The organism is Kitasatospora sp. NPDC050463, from assembly GCF_040655255.1.
Classification (GTDB): domain Bacteria; phylum Actinomycetota; class Actinomycetes; order Streptomycetales; family Streptomycetaceae; genus Kitasatospora.
Genome location: NZ_JBFAJO010000080.1, coordinates 23290 through 39368 on the forward strand (window position 1 = coordinate 23290; position 16079 = coordinate 39368).

At 70.5% G+C, this 16079-nt stretch carries 15 protein-coding genes and 1 pseudogene; 11 read left to right on the top strand and 5 right to left on the bottom strand.

Annotated elements, in window-relative coordinates; all coding sequences use genetic code 11:
- Positions 1–208 precede the first annotated feature (208 nt).
- Positions 209–1714 carry a Mur ligase domain-containing protein gene (locus AB0J08_RS34150; RefSeq protein ID WP_360641858.1) on the bottom strand — a complete coding sequence of 502 codons (1506 nt, stop codon included), beginning with the start codon at positions 1712–1714 and terminating at the stop codon, positions 209–211.
- Positions 1715–1857: 143 nt separating this feature from the next.
- A complete protein-coding gene (locus AB0J08_RS34155) occupies positions 1858–2499 on the bottom strand; it encodes an ATP-binding protein (protein ID WP_360641860.1) in 642 nt (213 codons plus the stop codon).
- Positions 2500–2743: 244 nt separating this feature from the next.
- Here AB0J08_RS34155 and AB0J08_RS34160 point away from each other — a divergent pair.
- Both AB0J08_RS34160 and AB0J08_RS34165 read left to right on the top strand, forming a co-directional pair.
- A pseudogene (locus AB0J08_RS34160) lies at positions 2744–2929 on the top strand (helix-turn-helix transcriptional regulator); the annotation flags it as partial.
- On the top strand, positions 2930–4087 hold the full coding sequence (locus tag AB0J08_RS34165) for a hypothetical protein (protein ID WP_360641885.1): 1158 nt from the start codon (positions 2930–2932) through the stop codon (positions 4085–4087).
- Here AB0J08_RS34165 and AB0J08_RS34170 read toward each other — a convergent pair.
- From AB0J08_RS34170 to AB0J08_RS34180, 3 genes are all read right to left on the bottom strand, one after another.
- Entirely contained in the window at positions 4065–5855 is a 1791-nt protein-coding gene (locus AB0J08_RS34170) for a prolyl oligopeptidase family serine peptidase (RefSeq protein ID WP_360641862.1), read from the bottom strand. The genes AB0J08_RS34165 and AB0J08_RS34170 overlap by 23 nt on opposite strands.
- Positions 5856–6034: 179 nt before the next feature.
- Complete coding sequence (locus AB0J08_RS34175) at positions 6035–6889, bottom strand: IclR family transcriptional regulator C-terminal domain-containing protein (RefSeq protein WP_360641864.1); 855 nt, start codon at positions 6887–6889, stop codon at positions 6035–6037.
- A gap of 106 nt (positions 6890–6995) precedes the next feature.
- Positions 6996–7943, bottom strand: coding sequence for a zinc-binding dehydrogenase (locus AB0J08_RS34180; RefSeq protein WP_360641866.1), 948 nt, complete (start codon positions 7941–7943; stop codon positions 6996–6998).
- 931 nt (positions 7944–8874) lie between these two features.
- On the opposite strand from AB0J08_RS34180, the gene AB0J08_RS34185 reads away from it, so the two are divergent.
- From AB0J08_RS34185 to AB0J08_RS34225, 9 genes are all read left to right on the top strand, one after another.
- Positions 8875–9195, top strand: a complete 321-nt coding sequence (locus AB0J08_RS34185; RefSeq protein ID WP_360641868.1) for a transcriptional regulator — start codon at positions 8875–8877, stop codon at positions 9193–9195.
- Between the two features lies 1 nt (position 9196).
- Positions 9197–10246 (top strand): hypothetical protein, encoded by a 1050-nt coding sequence (locus AB0J08_RS34190; protein ID WP_360641870.1) that lies wholly within the window; start codon positions 9197–9199, stop codon positions 10244–10246.
- Positions 10246–10953 (top strand): ATP-binding protein, encoded by a 708-nt coding sequence (locus tag AB0J08_RS34195; RefSeq protein ID WP_360641872.1) that lies wholly within the window; start codon positions 10246–10248, stop codon positions 10951–10953. The genes AB0J08_RS34190 and AB0J08_RS34195 overlap by 1 nt, the downstream gene beginning before the upstream one ends.
- Before the next feature lie 107 nt (positions 10954–11060).
- The gene (locus AB0J08_RS34200; protein WP_360641874.1) at positions 11061–11624 is read left to right on the top strand and encodes a WhiB family transcriptional regulator; all 564 of its coding nucleotides are present in this window, start codon (positions 11061–11063) and stop codon (positions 11622–11624) included.
- Positions 11621–12604 (top strand): DUF2637 domain-containing protein, encoded by a 984-nt coding sequence (locus AB0J08_RS34205; protein ID WP_360641876.1) that lies wholly within the window; start codon positions 11621–11623, stop codon positions 12602–12604. The genes AB0J08_RS34200 and AB0J08_RS34205 overlap by 4 nt, the downstream gene beginning before the upstream one ends.
- 103 nt (positions 12605–12707) lie before the next feature.
- Entirely contained in the window at positions 12708–12932 is a 225-nt protein-coding gene (locus AB0J08_RS34210; RefSeq protein ID WP_360641877.1) for a hypothetical protein, read from the top strand.
- A 179-nt stretch (positions 12933–13111) separates the two neighbouring features.
- Positions 13112–13537 (top strand): MobC family plasmid mobilization relaxosome protein, encoded by a 426-nt coding sequence (locus AB0J08_RS34215; protein ID WP_360641879.1) that lies wholly within the window; start codon positions 13112–13114, stop codon positions 13535–13537.
- Positions 13534–15282 carry a mobilization protein gene (locus tag AB0J08_RS34220; RefSeq protein WP_360641881.1) on the top strand — a complete coding sequence of 583 codons (1749 nt, stop codon included), beginning with the start codon at positions 13534–13536 and terminating at the stop codon, positions 15280–15282. Before AB0J08_RS34215 ends, AB0J08_RS34220 begins: the two co-directional genes overlap by 4 nt.
- Positions 15283–15396: 114 nt before the next feature.
- Positions 15397–15795 (top strand): hypothetical protein, encoded by a 399-nt coding sequence (locus tag AB0J08_RS34225; protein WP_360641883.1) that lies wholly within the window; start codon positions 15397–15399, stop codon positions 15793–15795.
- Positions 15796–16079: the final 284 nt, after the last annotated feature.

The following is a 16079-nucleotide window of genomic DNA, read 5'->3' on the forward strand; positions in this document are numbered from 1 at the left end:
ACGGCGGACGGCAGCCGCGGTGCATACCTGGTGACGGCGAAGATCCCAGGCAAAGCGGGTGGTGAACCTGGACACTGAGCAGCAAGCCGCTGGCGGGGGCGGCTGACTCGACGCCGGGGTCCCACGCCGTCAGTTGGTTCGGCCGCGGCGCGAGAAACGGGCCGGTCGGGGCGTCGGGAGAGTGGCATGCAGGTCTGAGGCGCGGTGGTCAGCGCGGTTGCGGGACGAGGGAGGCGAGGTGGGCGAGCAGGCGCGGCCCGAGGTGGGCGGCGGCGGACGTGCCGATCACGAGGACGAGGTCACCGGGCTCGCTGACGGAGGCGATCAGTTGCTCGATGCCGGGCTCGCACGGGCCCGACCGCACCCGGTGTACGTGGTCGGAGCCGAGCGCCTTGCGGGCGGCAGCGGCGATGTCGTCGAGCGGGTCGTCGGCGTCCACGATGGTGAGCGGGGTGCTGACCGGCAGCAGTACGGCCGTGTCGGCGCCGCCGAGAGCAGTACCGAGCTCGTCGGCGTGAGCGGAGGCACGGGCGAAGCCATCGGGCTCAAGGACTGCGGTCACCGAGCCCTCGGTCAACCACCGGGCAGCTGCGACGTCCTCGGAGATTTCCCTCGGGTGGCGGGCACGGGACTCCACCACGGTGATGCGTGAATGTGTCCCGAGGACAGTCAGCGAGCGTTCGACGCCAAGGAAGGCGCCGAGGCGTTCGGCGATCTCGCCGGCGTCCTCGCCCAGGACCAGGGCGGTGGCGATGGCCGCACAGGCGGCCAGAGCGTGGTGACGGCCCGCGATCGGAAGGACGAACGCATGCCGCTCGCCGCGGTACTGGAGGGTGAGGTGGTAGGCCTCACCCATCCAGCGGGGCACCAGGATTCGGATCTCGTCCGTCTCGCCGAGGCCGACGGTGACGACGCGAGGGCCGGGACGGTTGCCCAGGCGCTCGCGCAGGATCTTGATGCCGTTGTCCCACGTCGGCAGGACGACCATGGTGGCCGAGCGGGCGAGGTGCTCGGCCGCGTCGAGGCCCTCGATGTTGTCCACGTAGTGCGGAGCGTTCGCGCTGGTGGCCGTGATCAGCGCCACGGCCGGCTTCGGGCGGGCGCCGAGGTACCGGGTGGCGGGCCGGTGTTTCCAGGCGTCGGGCGGAGCGGCCTCGTGGGTCGCCGTGTCGGGGCAGAGGTCCACGACGAGCCGCGCAGGCGCGCCGTGTCCGACTGCCTGGCCGCGGGCCGGAGCGTTCAGGATCCAACCCGTCAGGCCGTCATCGAGGGCGGCGGCCAGCACCGCCGCCGCCGTCGCGGTGCTGTGGCTGCCGCCAACGGCCACCGCCTCGATCCCGCTCTGCGCACACACCGCGGACAGCGCATGGGCGCGGGCGAGTACCGGCAGCCGCAGCTCCTGGGCCCGATCGAGTTCCGAATGGGGGCCGATCACGAGCCCGGACCACACCACGGCCGTCCGGTCCTCACCCACGTGCTCGGGCTGAAAGCCCAGCCGGACCCGGACCCCGGCCGCCGTCAGTCTCTCGACGGTCTGATGCGGGTGCCGCTCGTCCGTGGGGGCTACGGACCCGGTGACGTCAGCGCCCTGCTTCGCCAGCCACTGGGCCAGGCCCGCCATGCCAGGCTGGGTGACGTCGACCAGGTGCGGGGCGGACAGCAGGTCGGGCACGGTGACCGTGGATTCGGCCCCGGGCCGGGGTGCGGTGCTCATGAGAGTCTCCAACGGGAGGGGGAAGGAACGAGGAATTGGAGTGGGTCGGCTGGGAGTAGGGGACACCGCAGTCGGCCCGGGGCTCATGCCTGGGCGAAGCCGCGCACGACCGCCTCGTCGGTGAAACCGAGCGACGTGGCGCTCTACTCCGGGCCGGCGACAGCACACAGGTGCAGTCCACGGGTGCGCCCGACCACCTGCACCGCGCAGGTGCGCTTGTCGCCAGTGGGCGAGCGCCGACTGGGCGCAACGCCACCGGGGAGGCACCCCAGCGTCGAAAGGAGCACGTCCTGGCCGTCGCTGCCAGCGGGTGTCGCCGCCTGCGAGGCAGATCCGACCGCGGTGCAAGCGAGCGCGGAGACGGCGATCTCGAACCACACGATCTTCGCGCAGGCCGGTTCCGCACCGATCGGTGAGGATTCCCAGCCGAAGGCGGCGGCCAGAGTGTTCACGAGCTGAAGACCGCGACCGTTGGTGGCGTCCGCCCCGGCCTGCCTGGGCTGCGGCATGCTGCGTCCGGGGTCTGCGACCCACACGCGGATTCGGCCCGTCTCCTGGCGGATCTGCACTCCGTAGGCGAGCGCCGCACTGCCGTCCTGGACCTCGCCACCGTGGCCGTGCGTGATGGCGTTGGTCAGGAGCTCGGACAAGCAGGTCTGAAGCTTGAACTCCTCGTCGTCGACGAGGTCGACACCGAGGTCTGCCACGGCCTTGGCGATCTGTCGACGAGCCGGTCCCACCGCACAGAACCTCGCGGTGGTCACAAGATTGATGGTTGTGGGCATGACAGGTCCTTGGAATTGTGCATGTGAGGGAGCTGGCCCTGGGCGTGTGCGGTCGATGCCTGACGGCCGGGCCGACGGCAGCGTGCGGTCTTCGGGACCGTCGACTTTCGCCGACGGGTCCTACAGAAGCACCACGAAGACGCGAGAAACAGAGCAAACTTGGCGGATACATGGGGTGTTGATGTGGCAAAGTCTGCTCTGAGCTGCATCGACGTCGGAAGCACGAGGTCCGGGAAGTCAGTCGATGGTGGTCAGAAAGCGATCAGCGCTGGCAGTCCAGCGTGATGCGGCGGGTCACACGCAGGAGAGCCTCGCCGAGGCACTGTGCCTTGATCGGTCCACGGTTGGGCGCTGGGAGCGAGGGAAAGGGGAGCCCCGTCCGTGGCAGCGTCCCAGGCTTGCGGAGGAGCTCGGCGTCAGCCTGGATGAGTTGCAGGACCTGATCCAGAGCGCGTGCGCTGCCACAACCTCCGAGCCGGACATGTCGTCGGTGGAGTCGACCGGCGAGTCACCCGTGCGACTCGCTGCTCGTCGCTCAACAGTGCACCTCGTCGGCGCTCAACTGGGCGACAGCAACACGCGAATCATCGATTGGGTCGCTGCCGGTCCGGCAGCGGACTCGAGGATGGTGGGCGGCTGCCTTTGGGCCACGGCTGATGAGATCGATGTTGCCGAAGGCACGCTGGGCATGTTCCGGCAGTTGGACCACACCTACGGGGCTCGCCGGTATGCGCCCCAAGTGGCCGCCTACATCAGCGGTGAGCTGGCTGATCTGCTCGGCCGCCCGGCGGCCACCGAGGAGGTGGTCAGGCATCGGGCTCGCGTTGCCACGGGATTCCTCGAGCTCGCGGGCTACCAGGCGGTGGACACCGGGGATCACGAGCTGGCGCAGTCCTACTACCAACGTGCACTCACGTTGACCGCTGCCGCGAACGATCGGCCCTACGGCGCCTACCTTGTGGCGGTCAACCTCGGGCACCTGGCCCTGCACTGCGGCCGGCCCGAGATCGCGCTGACGTGGGTGTCGTCCGCACACGCCGCAGCCGGCACCTCGGCCAGCCCGGCCACCCGGGCTGCCATCACCGCCGTACTCGCCCGCGCCCATGCCCGGATGGGGGAGGAATCCGAGGCCAGCCGACTGCTCGTCCAGGCGGAGTCGCTGCTCGACGGTGCGGACCCTGAGGACGAGCCGGGCTGGATCAGCTACTTCACCCCGGCCTACCTGGCGGACGAGGCAGCGCACTGCCTGCACGATCTCGGGCACGCCCCGGCAGCCCGCCACCAACTGGCCGATGCCCTCGACGGTGTCGGCCGCGACAAGGTCCGACGCCTTGCGATCGACGCCACCCTGCTGGCCTCGACATGGCTTCGAACGGGCGACCTCGACCAGGCCTGTACGGTCGGCACCGAAGCCGTGGGGTACGCAGCCCGTACGGGCTCCGGCCGTTGTGTGCAGCGGGTCGCCGGCCTCCTCGCCGAGCTGGAGCCGCACGCGAGCCACGCTTCGGTCGCCGGGCTGCGCGACTTCGCACGGGAGGTGTTGCCCGACGCGGATCAGCTCGCGTTCAGCATGCGGCGGATCGGATGAGGCGTTCGTAGAAGGCGAGTTCGACCCGCAGCGCCTGCTCCAAGTGCTCCGGTGCCGAGAGGTAGTGATCGCCGTCGTCCAGGAGCAGAACCTCGTGGTCGTGGTCCAGCGCCGCAAGATCGTCGGCCAGCTGCATGGCGTCGCCGGCAGAAGAGATCTCGTCGGCTGTTCCGTGGATCAGCAGAAGAGGTGCTTCGACAGCTCCCGCCTGTACCGCGCCGGCCGGTCCCGCGAGGATGGCGGCGTGTGGCCGCTGGAATGCGGGTACGGACTCCCGCCATCGGGCGGGGTCGATGATGGCCGATGTCGCCGTCGCTCCGGTGAAGGGACCCGGTCGGCAGGCTGCCTGCAGGGCGGTGTAGCCGCCGGCGCTCGCGCCGCTGATGAAGACGGCACCTGGAGCGCCGACGCCGTCCGCCACCAGCTGCTCGGCCACCAGAGCGCAGTCGTCGACGTCGTACTCACCCCAGTGACCGTGCAGGGACTGGCGGAAGGCGCGTCCCTGCCCGGTGCTGCCGCGGTAGGCGACCTCGGCGACGGCGTAGCCGCGGCTGACGAAGAACTGAATCGTCCAGTCGAGGCGGAGCGGCACATCGTCCGTGGGCCCGGGATGGGCTCGAACGATCAGAGGAACAGGACCTCGGTCGTGGGGACGGTGGAGAAGGTAACGCACATCCCACTCGGCGGACTTGACCGCTTGCTCGGTAGGAGGCGAGACCCCCCATTCGGGCGCCCTGTCCTCGGCCGGGGAGATCGGATGAGCGGACCGGCCGGCGTCGAGCGCGAGGTCGATCAGATACACGCTCGGGCGACTGACCGGGGTCGATCCGATGACAGCGACGCTGTTACCCAGCACACCGAGATAGGGCTTCACCGACGAGAGGTTCGCCGCGCACCGCCGGCGCTGACCGTCACGTCCGACCGCCACCAAATCGGTCCGGATCCCGTCGTTCGCGGTGAGAACGACCTCGCCGGACGCGGTGATCACGTACGACTGGTAGCCGCCCTCCCATGGTGCTGCAGCGCAGTCGGCGTCCAGTGGGGCGACAGCTTCGACCTGGTTGTCCGCGTAGCGGTACAGGTTCCACCAACCGTTGCGATCGGACAGGAAGTACAGATGCCCCTCGGGACCCCAGTGGGGCTGAACGACGGACTCGTGCTCGCCGCCCGCAACAATGCGATTCGTCCCGGCCCGCCGCGGGCCGAGCTCGGCAAGGCGGAGCCGCGAGGCATCCCAGGGCATTTCGTCGCGGCCCCATTCGAGATAGGCAAGGAGGCCGCCGCGCTGCCGGGGAGCCGCCAGGAATCCGGTCGAGCGAACCAACACCCGGAGGCCGCCGTGCGATACCTCGACGATCTCGTCTCCAGCCTCGTCGCCGCGGACGGCGAGCAGGGATTCGGCCGGTGAGAACCACAGATCGCCGTACGCGTAGCCGTCATCGGAGGATACGACCAGCTCGGGCCCGTTCCCGGCTTCGATGCGGTAGATCTTGCTGTCCTCGGCCCTGACGAACCACACGGCGCTGTCTGCAACCGCATAGGAGCCGCCGCCGTAGGCGTGCAGGTACCCTCCGACGGACGCATCGGGAGGGGTCTGAGATTCGGCAACTCCCGTGATGCCGGCCCGCATGAGCCTTCGCGCCCCACCGAGATCGGGGTCGGACTGCAGCCACCACAACGCCCCGTTCGCAGCGCGAACTTCGTCGTACGAGACCTGCTCGCGGGCCACCCACGCGGACGGGAGCCACCCGCTGCGCTCGCTGTTCATTGGATGCCTCAGCCCCTCTGCTCCGCCTTCCTCGAAGGCTACCCGGAGAGCCTGAGGGGAGGTTCGGCGACGTCAAAAGAGCACGGCCCAGGCGCTTCCGATCAGTTGGGGGTCCACACTGAGCGCTGCCGTCCCGCGGGGTGATCGCGGGGCGGCAGCGCCAGCGGTGGGTGCGGTGCCTACACGACGGCCGAGAGGGGCGTTGCGGTGAGTCGGCTGATGTCCTCAGCCGTTTTGAGCGTGTGGTAGATCAGTGGTCGCAGGTCGGCGGGCATTTCACTGCTCGGCTTGAGCATGAGGACGGCGCCCATGATCGAGTCCCGCCACAGGACCGGTGCGGCTACCGAGTCCCAGCCGGCCATGCACTCCTGGCGGCCGACGCCGAAGCCGAGTTGCCGGATTTCCGCGAGGGAGGCGGCGAGCGCGTCGTTGTCGCGAATGACGCCGGGGCCGGCGGTCGCGGGTACCTCCTCGGCGAGGACCTGGTCCTGGATGCTCCGGGGCAGGTGGGCCAGGATGACGCGCCCGGACGCGCCGGTGCGAAGCGACCGCGAGACGGAGACGACGTCCTCAGCGGTCATGCCCACCTCGGCGGGGTCCAGGTCGCCGAGCACGTAGTCGGTGCACAGGCGGCGGGCACCGCCCAGCGGGCTGAGCACGTACAGCAGGGCGAGGCCGCCGGTGGCGCGGTTGAGCCGCTCGAGGAAGTGGTGGGTGGAGGCGGCGTTGGGGGTGTGGGCCATGGCCTGGACCCCGGCCCGGGCGGTTGCGGTGCCGAGGCGGTAGAGGCCCCGCCCGACCTGTTCGAAGACGCCGTCGGCGTCGGCGACGCCGGTTTGGAGGATGCGGTGGGTGGTGGCGCGGTCCAGCCCGGCGGCGTCGGCGATCTCGCGCAGGGCGTGGACCTCGCCCGGCAGGCGGGTGAAGGCCTGCTGGACGGCGTAGGCGCGAGCAGCGAGGGACGAGGCCGGGCGGCCCGCTGGTGCGACGTGCCGGCGCTGCCCTGGCACGCTGTCGTTCACGGTGCTGGTCATGGTTGGTGGTTCCGTTTGAGGGTTGGCGCGCCTACCGAGGACGCGACCACGGTTGCCGCGGTCCCGCGTGGTGCGGGCGGGCGAGGGCTATCGGAGACCGGGGTGGTCAGCTGTCCAGGTCGAGGACGGTCTTGCCGGTGGTGAGGCGGGCGGCGAGATCGTGGTGTGCCTGCCGGGCCTGGCCGAGCCGGTAGCTGCGGCCGCGCAGCGGCTTGAGCCAGCCGTCGGCGACGGCGGTGAACAGGGCGTTCATCGACTCGTTGAGGTGGGTGCGCGACGGGTAGAGGCTGGGGAGCCAGAAACCGGTCACGGACTTGGACCCGGCGACGAGCTGGGTGATCGGTACGAGCCCGTTGACGCCGGTGACCGCTCCGAAGACACTGAGCCTGCCCCGGGGAGTCAGCGCGTTGAGGGTGGCGTGGAAGACGTCTCCACCGGTCATTTCGAGCGCGGCCGTCACGTGTCCGCCGGCGGCGTCGACGATTCGCTCGGTGAGGCCGTCGGCGGTGGAGGAGTCGACGACGGCATCGGCTCCGAGGGCGGTGGCGATCTCGCGCTTGGCCTCGGTGCCGGCCATGGCCACGACCTTCGCGCCGACGCGCTTGGCGAGCTGGACGGCGAGGGAACCGACACCTCCGGCGGCGGCCGGGATCAGGATGGTGTCCTCGGCGGTCAGGCGCAGGTCGGTGTGGAGCAGGTGCCAGGCCGTGTTGCCCTGGAGCATGAGCGCGATGGCGTCGTGGTCGCCCACGCTGTCCGGCACCTCGAAGGTCAGCTTCTTGTGGGCCGACACGGTCTCGGCGTAGCCACCGCCGCGCCCGAGCGCGACGAAGCGGCGCCCGTCCTCGCCGGTGCCGAGGACCTCGTTCCCGGGGATGAAGGGGCAGGGCATCGGAGCGGGGTACGTGCCCTCGCGCAGGTGGATGTCGGCATAGTTGACGCCCGCCAGACGGGTGCGGAGCCTCAGGTGGCCGGGACGGACCGCCGGCTCGGGCATGTCGCACAGTTCCAGCATTTCGGGACCGCCGAACTGCCTCACAGCAATGGCTCGCATGTTGTTAAACCCTAAATGTTGCATGGTGGTTTCTTGACGAAGCATCACGCCCTTGCGGCGCTTCGGACATGGAATATACCTGGCAGGGAAGCGGTCGATTCCGCCTGCGCGCATAGGGGAGAGCTTATGCGGGATTCCAAGATCATGTATCAAGTGGTATTGGTCACGTCGCTCTGAGTAGTTGCGATCGGCTGCTCGCTCACCGTGAAATGGGCAGGTGGATGGTGGTGGGTCGCCCCGCACGTCTGGTTGCGGAGCGTTCATCGATGGTCGAATCAAGATCGTTTCTCAGTCCCTGAAAATTGCGTCCTGCTACCCGCGTAGATACCTCGAATTTGTTGACCGATATCCGCGTCGAAACCTAATGTCATCCCTGCGGATCAGACCTGCGCAGATTGTTTGATAGGGAGTCAAGTCACGATGTCTCAGCAAACGCGGTGACGGTAAGTGGCTGGGTCGGCCGGCATGGCCAGGTTTCCCACGCGGGACAGGTGTCACCGCGAGTGAGAGCGCAGTCGAGACGTTGGCAGGACGTGCTGCCACGTCCTGCCTGCGTCTCGACTGCTTCCGCGGCAACCCGCCGTAGTCATGGCCGAGCGGAGCCACTGGACGCTCTGGGGGTTGGGGCCGACGGGGCAGAGCGCGTCATGCCTGGTCAGGAGGGCCGTTAACGGGCTGGATCTGTGAGCCCGGTCCCCCTATGGTCGTGCTCCCGCCGCCACAGCAGGCGGCGAACAACGACGGGAGGGCAACCTCACCGTCCCGGTCCGCGAGGACCGGAAAAGCGACCGGCGCCCTGGAGCTACCAACTCCTGGACGCCGGGCCGGCGCCCCGAAGGGCACCGATTCACCACCACGCAGCGGCGGGACTTCCTTGCACGAGAGAACCGCCGCGCGCTCCTACGAACAGCCGGAGTATCGCATGCTCGCCATGCCCAGCGGAACCCTCGCCTGCCCGGAAACAGGCCGCCACCGCCGCCTCGCGGTGCAGCTCAGAGGCATGATCCCGGGTGCGACCGCCATCCGCGTGAGCCTCAACGACCCCGCCGCCCAGTGGCCGCACCCCTACGCCCGCGCGACGAACGCGGACGGCACTCCGATCCGGCTGAGCCGGATCAAGGCGGGCATCGCCGCACGCTGGGTCCTGCGGACCTGGCCGGACGCGGACTGGACCCGCCCGCACACCCTGGACCTCGCCACCGGGCAGCTCGTCCCCGGCGGAAGCCACAGCGTCACCACCCGGAGCCGCTGACATGTCGCGGATCCGGCCGGTCAAGCCCGAGGCCTACGTCTCCGAGACGCTCGCCGAGCTGACCATCTACGCCGAGCGCACCTTCTTCGGCCTGGCCACCGAGTGCGACGACCGCGGACGTCACAAGGACCACGCGGCCGTCATCTACGGGAAGCTGTGGGTGGTGCGCGCCGACCAGACACCAGTCGACGTCGAGGACCACCTCATGCAGATGGAGCGCGTCGGGCTGATCCACCGGTACACCGGCTGCGACGGCAAGCGGTACCTCCACTACATCACGTGGGACCGCCACCAGAAGATCGACAAGCCCAGTCTGTCCCGGCTGCCCTCCTGCCCGCACTGTGCGCCGGAGCGGTGCGGCCCCTGCAAGGGCCCGTGCACCCAGCGCGCCACCGCCTCCCCGATCGAGCCCGTAGGCGTCGGGGCGCCGTCGGCGAACGCTCCCCGAGGCTTCGCCGACGATTCGGCGAACACTCCGGGAGTCCTTGCCCGGCTGGCTGAGCCCTCGTCGGCGCCTCCCGTCCCCGCTCTGCCCACCCCCGCCACCGCGCCCGACACCCTGCTCGACATTGAGCAGAAGCTTGTCGGGCGCCCGAAGATAACCGCAGGTCAGAACGGTTTCGACGAGGATTCACCGAAGGCTCCCCGAAACCTCCCGGAGCCCTCGGCGCCTGGATCTAGGATCTTGGATCCTGGATCTTCTTTCCCTACGGGGCGCGACGCGCCCGGCACCACCGTCTCGGCCAACCAGCTCGTCGGCGAGTACGTCGCCGCCTGCGCCGAGCGGCCCCCGGGCAGCGTGATCGGCCACCTCGGCAAGGTCGCCAAGGCGCTGCTAGCCGAGGGCATCGCGCCGGAGCACGTCCGGGCCGGGCTGCGGCGGTTCGCCGAGATCCAGGGCCACCCCTCCCGGTTGCCGAGCCTGGTCAACGACGCCATGAACGCACGAATCGCCGGTTTGGCCCGGCCGGGATTGCGGCCTAACGTGCCCGCCCACCACGCGTGGACCAACCCGGTCGACGCCGCCACCGCCTACGCCGAGGAGCTGTGATGCGCCGCAGCCGTGACCCGCAGACCCTCGCGGACAGCGCCACGGTCCTTGACCGGATGGCCCGGATCCTGGCTTCCCGGGGCATCGACCGAGCCGCCGTCGACGCCCTGCCCGTCGACGCCGAGTCGTACTCGGCGCTGGATGCCCTGTCCGCCGGGATGCTGCCCCGCTACCGTGACGCGGTGGCCGAGCACCCGCAGGTCCTGGCCTGGGTGCGGCAGGTTGCCGCCCAGGCCGTCGCCCCGAGCACCGGCGCCCGCCGCCAACTCACCACCGGCCCCAGCCTGCTGATGGCCGGAGTCGTCGGCGCGGGCAAGACCCACGAGGCGTACGGCGCGGTCCGCGCCCTGGTGCAGGCCGGCATCGGCGTGCGCTGGCGCGCCACCACCGCCGCCGACCTGTACGCCGAGCTGCGGCCGAGCGCCGGGACGGACGCAGAGCGGGTGCTCGCGGCCTACAGCCGGGTGCCACTGTTGATCCTCGACGACCTCGGCGCCGCCAAGTCGAGCGAGTTCGTCGAGGAACAGACCTACCGGCTGATCAACCGCCGGTACAACCACATGCTCCCGACCCTGATCACGACCAACCTGCGGATCAGGGACCTCAAGGCACACCTCGGTGACCGCGTCACCTCCCGGCTCGCCCAGATGACCACCCGGGTCGAGTTCGAGCCGGTCGACCGCAGACGCCTCCAGCGCGCCGCCTGAGCCGCGCTGCCCGGCCGCGCCCCCGCGCGCCGCCTCGCCCTTCACCGACCCAACGCACCTCTCCGCCGGCGCCGCCCTGCGCGCGGAGAGCGATCGGAGCACCCCGCATGACCACCACGACCGACCCTGCCCGCTACCGGTCGCTCGGCGACCACAACTGGCAGGACCAGGCCGTCTGCCACCCGAGCGAGTACAACCCCGTCGACCCGGAGATGTTCTTCCCCGGGCCCGACGAGACCGAGAAGATCGCCACCGCCCTGTCCCTGTGCGGGCAATGCCCGGTCCGCCTCGCCTGCCTCGACGCCGCACTCGAAGGCAACGAGACCCACGGCATACGCGGCGGCCTGACCCAGGAGGAGCGCCAGCCCCTGCACGAGAAGCTCGCCAAGCGTCTCGACTACGCCCGCGTCAACGCCACCCTGGCCGGACGGGACATCCACCTCACCAAGGCCGAGCGCCGCGCGGTTGTTCTCGCCGGGTACCGGCAGGGCGTCACGGTCGAGCGCCTGGCCTGGCTCCTGAAGATCAGCGAGGAGCACGCGCTGAAGCTCCTGCGCGAGACCCGCCGCGCCATCCGTAACCGGGAGCTGCAGCAGGCGGCACGCACCGGGCAGACGGCCGGAGCGGACAGGAACCGCCTGGAGCGCGACGCCTTCGGGACTGCGGCATGAGCAGCGTCATCGCCACCACACCGACCAGCGCTCACGTCACAAGCTGGGACCGGGGCGTCGTCATCGCCCTCGGCGCCGCCGGGTGCGCCCTCAGCTACGACGCACTCCAGCAGATGGCCGTCGCCATCCACGTCCGCGGTTTCCTCACCTTCATCTTCCCCCTCGTGATCGACGGGTTCATCGCCTATGGGGTGCGGGCGCTGCTGGTGATGCGCGACGCGCCGCTGCGGGCACGGGCCTACTGCTGGACGCTCTTCGGCGCGGCGACCACCGCGAGCCTGTGGGCGAACGCCCTGCACGCGGTCAGGCTCAACCAGCAGAGCGCGGCGGCCGGTGGCCTGCGGCTGGGCGACACCGTGGTGGCGGTCCTGTCCACGATCGCCCCGCTCGCCCTGGCCGGCGCCGTCCACCTCTACATCCTCATCGCCCGCGGACCGGTCACCCAGGCTGACCAACACGGCTGCGGTGACCTCGGTCAGGTCACTGCCTCCGTCGACCGGGGTCAGCGGATGACCGCACTGGCCGGCGGTGCGGACAGCGAGCAGGTGACCGTCGGTCAGCCGGTCGCTGCAGTCACTGACGGGGGTGACCGGCCGAGGCTGACCGTGGTCCAGCCAGTCACGGTGACCGACCCGGCTGACCTGGGCGGTCAGCCGGACAACGCCCGGCCGGTCACTGACCGACCGGCCGAGGACACCTCGGCCACCGACCCGTCGGTCAGCCCGGTCACAGCGCCGCCGGTTACTGACCGGGCCGACCCGGAGAGCGGGGGCCGGTCGGCCGACCGGGACATCGAGGAGCTGCTGGAGATCGCCAACAAGGCGGTCGAGGAGGCGAACAACAAGGTGACCCGCCAGATCGTCGCCCAGGCGATACGAGGCCAGAAGCGCACCCTGTCGAGCGACACGCTGACCCAGCTGATGCCCCAGCTCCGCGAACTGCAGCGACAGCGCCAGCTCGCCGCCGCCAACCGGGACTGACCATAACCGACCGGCCGGGGTGACCGAGAAGGTCACCCCGGCCGGTCACCACCCACCAACCGACCACCGCAACTCTGCATCCCACCGAACGGGAGCCCCCGCCATGCGCACCACCCCCGCCACCTGGACCGAGGCGGACTCCTGGCTGACCGTCCTCCACCAGCGCGGACACCTCCACCGCGTCGAAATCGGCCTCGACGGCACCCGGACCGTCCAACGAGGCCAGCACTCCCGCCCCTGGACTCTCCACCACCCGGTCCTGGCCATCGATTGGATCGAGGACCTCGTCCGCGACATCCAGCAGTACGACACGGAGACGAGCCGGTGACCGGCACCGACCACGATGCAACCACCCCGGGACCGGTGAGTGACCGCAATCAGGCTCCTGGCGGAGCAAGTTATGGGGTAAGGAGTCCTTACCCCGCCTCCGCCCCGAACGGGGCGGAGGCTCCCCGCTCGGTGGCAGACCCAGGGGGGCCTGCCACCGACCGGGGAGTCGGCCCAGGGGTGCCGACCATAGAAGAGGAGGAACCGCTGCACGTAGCGAGCTCCGAGACTGCCCGCCGGCGCTCCCGCCAGAGCGTGCCGCGCACCAACCGTGTCTGCCCCCGATTCAGCGATGCCGAGTGGGCGCTCCTTCAGCAAGCAGCCCAGCAAGTCGAACTCGCCCCCGGCGGCTACACGGCCGCAGCCGCCATCGCCGCCGCCACCAGCAACGACCCGACCGCCGCCGTCGCCGACTACCGGCGCGGCATCCAGGAACTCATGGAGTCCAACCGCCAGCTCGGCGCCGTCGGCAACAACCTGAACCAACTCGCCCACTACGTCAACGCCGGCGGCCAGCCGGGTGCCGGCCTTCGGCAGCTGCTGGCCCGCGTCGGAGCCTCCATCGACGCAGTCGACGAGGCGGTGGCCTGGATGGTCCGCCGGTGATCCCCAAGATCCGCATCGGCACCGACCGCAGCTTCCCCCTCGTCAACTACCTCTTTGGCCCCGGCAAGGCCAACGAGCACACCGATCAGCACCTCGTCGCCTCCTGGAACGACTTCGCACCTGACCCGGGCCCCAACCCCGAACGACACCAAGTCGCCAAGCTCGCCGATCAGCTCGACCAGCCGGTGAAGGCCCTCGGCGACCGCGCACCAGCCAAGAAGATCTGGCACTGCTCCGTCCGTACCGCGCCCGAGGACCGCCACCTCGACGACGCCGAGTGGGCCGCCATCGCCCGCCGCATCGTCCACGCCACCGGCATAGCCCCAGAAGGCGACACCGCCGCGTGCCGCTGGGTCGCCGTCCGCCACGCACCCGACCACATCCACATCGCCGCCACCCTGGTGCGCCAGGACGGCCGCCTCGCGAACCTCAGCTTCGACCGGCCCAAGGCTCAGGCCGAGGCCCGCCTTATAGAGAAGGACTACGGCCTGCGTCAGCTCACCCCCGGCGACGGCACCGCCGCCCAGACCCCCACCAGCCAGGAACGGTGGAAGGCCGAGCGCACCGGCCGCACCGAGACCCCCCGCGAGACCCTCCGCGAAGCCGTCCGCCAGGCCGTCGCCGGAGCCGCCACCGAGGACGAGTTCTTCACCCGCCTGCGCGAGGCGGGCCTTCGGGTGAAGCTCCGTCACGCGCCCTCCGGTGACGTCCTCGGCTACAACGTCGCCCTCCCCGGCGACCGGAACGCCAGCAAGGAGCCCATCTGGTTCTCCGGGTCCAAGCTCGGCCCTGACCTCTCGCTGCCGCGGATCCGCCGCCGCCTGACCGACGGCCCCATCGGCGACGAGCCGCCGCGCTCGCGCACCAGCCGCAACGGCCGGTCAGCACCCGCACGGAACCGGCGGGACGCCGCCGGCATCGCCGAGCGCGCCACGGCCGTCCTCAACGAGGACAACGACGAGGCCGCCGCCCAGCTCGTCGGCGCCGGAGAACTCCTCGACGCACTCGCCCAGACCTCCCCGGCCGCCAGCCGCGCCGCGCTGCGGGACGCCGCCCGGACGTTCGAGCGAGCTACCCGCTCCCACGTCCGGGCGGAGAACGCCGACATCCGAGCCCTGCGCTCGGCCGCCCGCGGAATAGTCCACGCCGGCGGAGCGCTGGGTCGTGGAGAGGATGGCGGTGCCACCGCGATGGTGCTCTCCACCCTCGTTCTGCTCGCCTTGGCCGCCGCCCGCTGGCATTCCGCCCGGGGTCACGCCCAGCAGGCAGCCGCCTCCCGCCAGACAGCTGACCACCTCCGCGCCGCCTACCAGCAGAGCGCCGTCACCCCGATGCGGGCGATGCGCGAGAAGGGCCAGGCCCTGCCCGAGCCCGAACGTCGCCGCCACGAAGCCACCATCCGAGCAGTACTCGGCGAACCGGAGAGCCGTACCGGCGCGGGCCGCCGGTACGACGCGCTGGCCGCCACCCTCGCGGAAGCCGAAAAGGCCGGCCACGATCCGAAGGCCCTCCTGGAGGAAGCCACCTCCTGGCGGGAACTCGACACCGCCCGCAACACCGACGACGTGCTGGTCTGGCGCATCCGCCGCATAGCCGATCTGCCCTCGATCCCCGACCCCTCCGACAAGCCGAAGACCGTTATCACCCGGGACAAGCCGGCACGCGGACGCTCGGACACCCGCGCCGCAACGCCGACACCCGCCCGCCCGGCCGCCGACCCCCGTCACCCGGCCCCCCGGCGCTGACCAGCCGGTCCGGCGGACACCTACCGTCCGCCGGACCGGCACCCAGAAACCCCTCGACACTCGCTTCGACCGGGTGTTGGGCAAGAACCCGCACTGCAAACGGAGAGCCAGCCCGTGTCCAGAACCACCGAACAGCCCGCCACCGCGGTTCCGGCCGCGACCGCCATTCAGCCGGCGGCCAGCGACCCCCTGCTTCAACTGGAGTACGAGACGACGCCGCCCAGCGGACCGGACGCGATCCGCGGAGCGCAGTGCCCCCACGAGCTGGCCCTGCGCGGCATGCCGGTCGTCTGCTCCGGCTGCCAGGCTCGGCGCGACTGGCTGCTGATCAATCACCGTCGCAACGTCTGGGTCCGCTGCCGCTGCGGCCACCAGTGGCTGGAGCCCGAGATCACCCGCAAGGACTTCGACGCGATGCTCACGGACCCGAGCTGGACGTACTACCCCACCCTCGCCCAGGGTCAGATCGCCCTCGGGTTCGACGGCACGTTTGCAGGGCTCTACGTCGAGTAAGGCGCGGTATTGCATCGGATGCAACATCTGACCCGCGTTGCACATGATGTTGAGCTGCGACTTTGCCAGGGGACCGGCTCGGGTCCCCAGGCGGCCGCTCCTGGCGGGCTAGCCGTAACCGATGCAACGATGTTGCGCTGGACGCAACACGGCTAGAGCGCTGGGCCTGCCGCGAGCGGCCCATTCGGTGCTTGGGCTTGATCCGCTTTGACGGACACTCCTGATCAGGGGCTTCGGCCCCGGAAGGATGATGTCCATCATGGAGAGCATGGGGAAGAAGAAGC

Excerpts from the sequence above, each read along its gene's own strand:
- AB0J08_RS34150 (WP_360641858.1), bottom strand. The coding sequence starts at position 1,714 with ATGAGCACCGCACCCCGGCCCGGGGCCGAATCCACGGTCACCGTGCCC.
- AB0J08_RS34155 (WP_360641860.1), bottom strand. The coding sequence starts at position 2,499 with ATGCCCACAACCATCAATCTTGTGACCACCGCGAGGTTCTGTGCGGTG.
- AB0J08_RS34170 (WP_360641862.1), bottom strand. The coding sequence starts at position 5,855 with ATGAACAGCGAGCGCAGCGGGTGGCTCCCGTCCGCGTGGGTGGCCCGC.
- AB0J08_RS34175 (WP_360641864.1), bottom strand. The coding sequence starts at position 6,889 with ATGACCAGCACCGTGAACGACAGCGTGCCAGGGCAGCGCCGGCACGTC.
- AB0J08_RS34180 (WP_360641866.1), bottom strand. The coding sequence starts at position 7,943 with ATGCGAGCCATTGCTGTGAGGCAGTTCGGCGGTCCCGAAATGCTGGAA.
- AB0J08_RS34185 (WP_360641868.1), top strand. The coding sequence starts at position 8,875 with ATGCCCAGCGGAACCCTCGCCTGCCCGGAAACAGGCCGCCACCGCCGC.
- AB0J08_RS34190 (WP_360641870.1), top strand. The coding sequence starts at position 9,197 with ATGTCGCGGATCCGGCCGGTCAAGCCCGAGGCCTACGTCTCCGAGACG.
- AB0J08_RS34195 (WP_360641872.1), top strand. The coding sequence starts at position 10,246 with ATGCGCCGCAGCCGTGACCCGCAGACCCTCGCGGACAGCGCCACGGTC.
- AB0J08_RS34200 (WP_360641874.1), top strand. The coding sequence starts at position 11,061 with ATGACCACCACGACCGACCCTGCCCGCTACCGGTCGCTCGGCGACCAC.
- AB0J08_RS34205 (WP_360641876.1), top strand. The coding sequence starts at position 11,621 with ATGAGCAGCGTCATCGCCACCACACCGACCAGCGCTCACGTCACAAGC.
- AB0J08_RS34210 (WP_360641877.1), top strand. The coding sequence starts at position 12,708 with ATGCGCACCACCCCCGCCACCTGGACCGAGGCGGACTCCTGGCTGACC.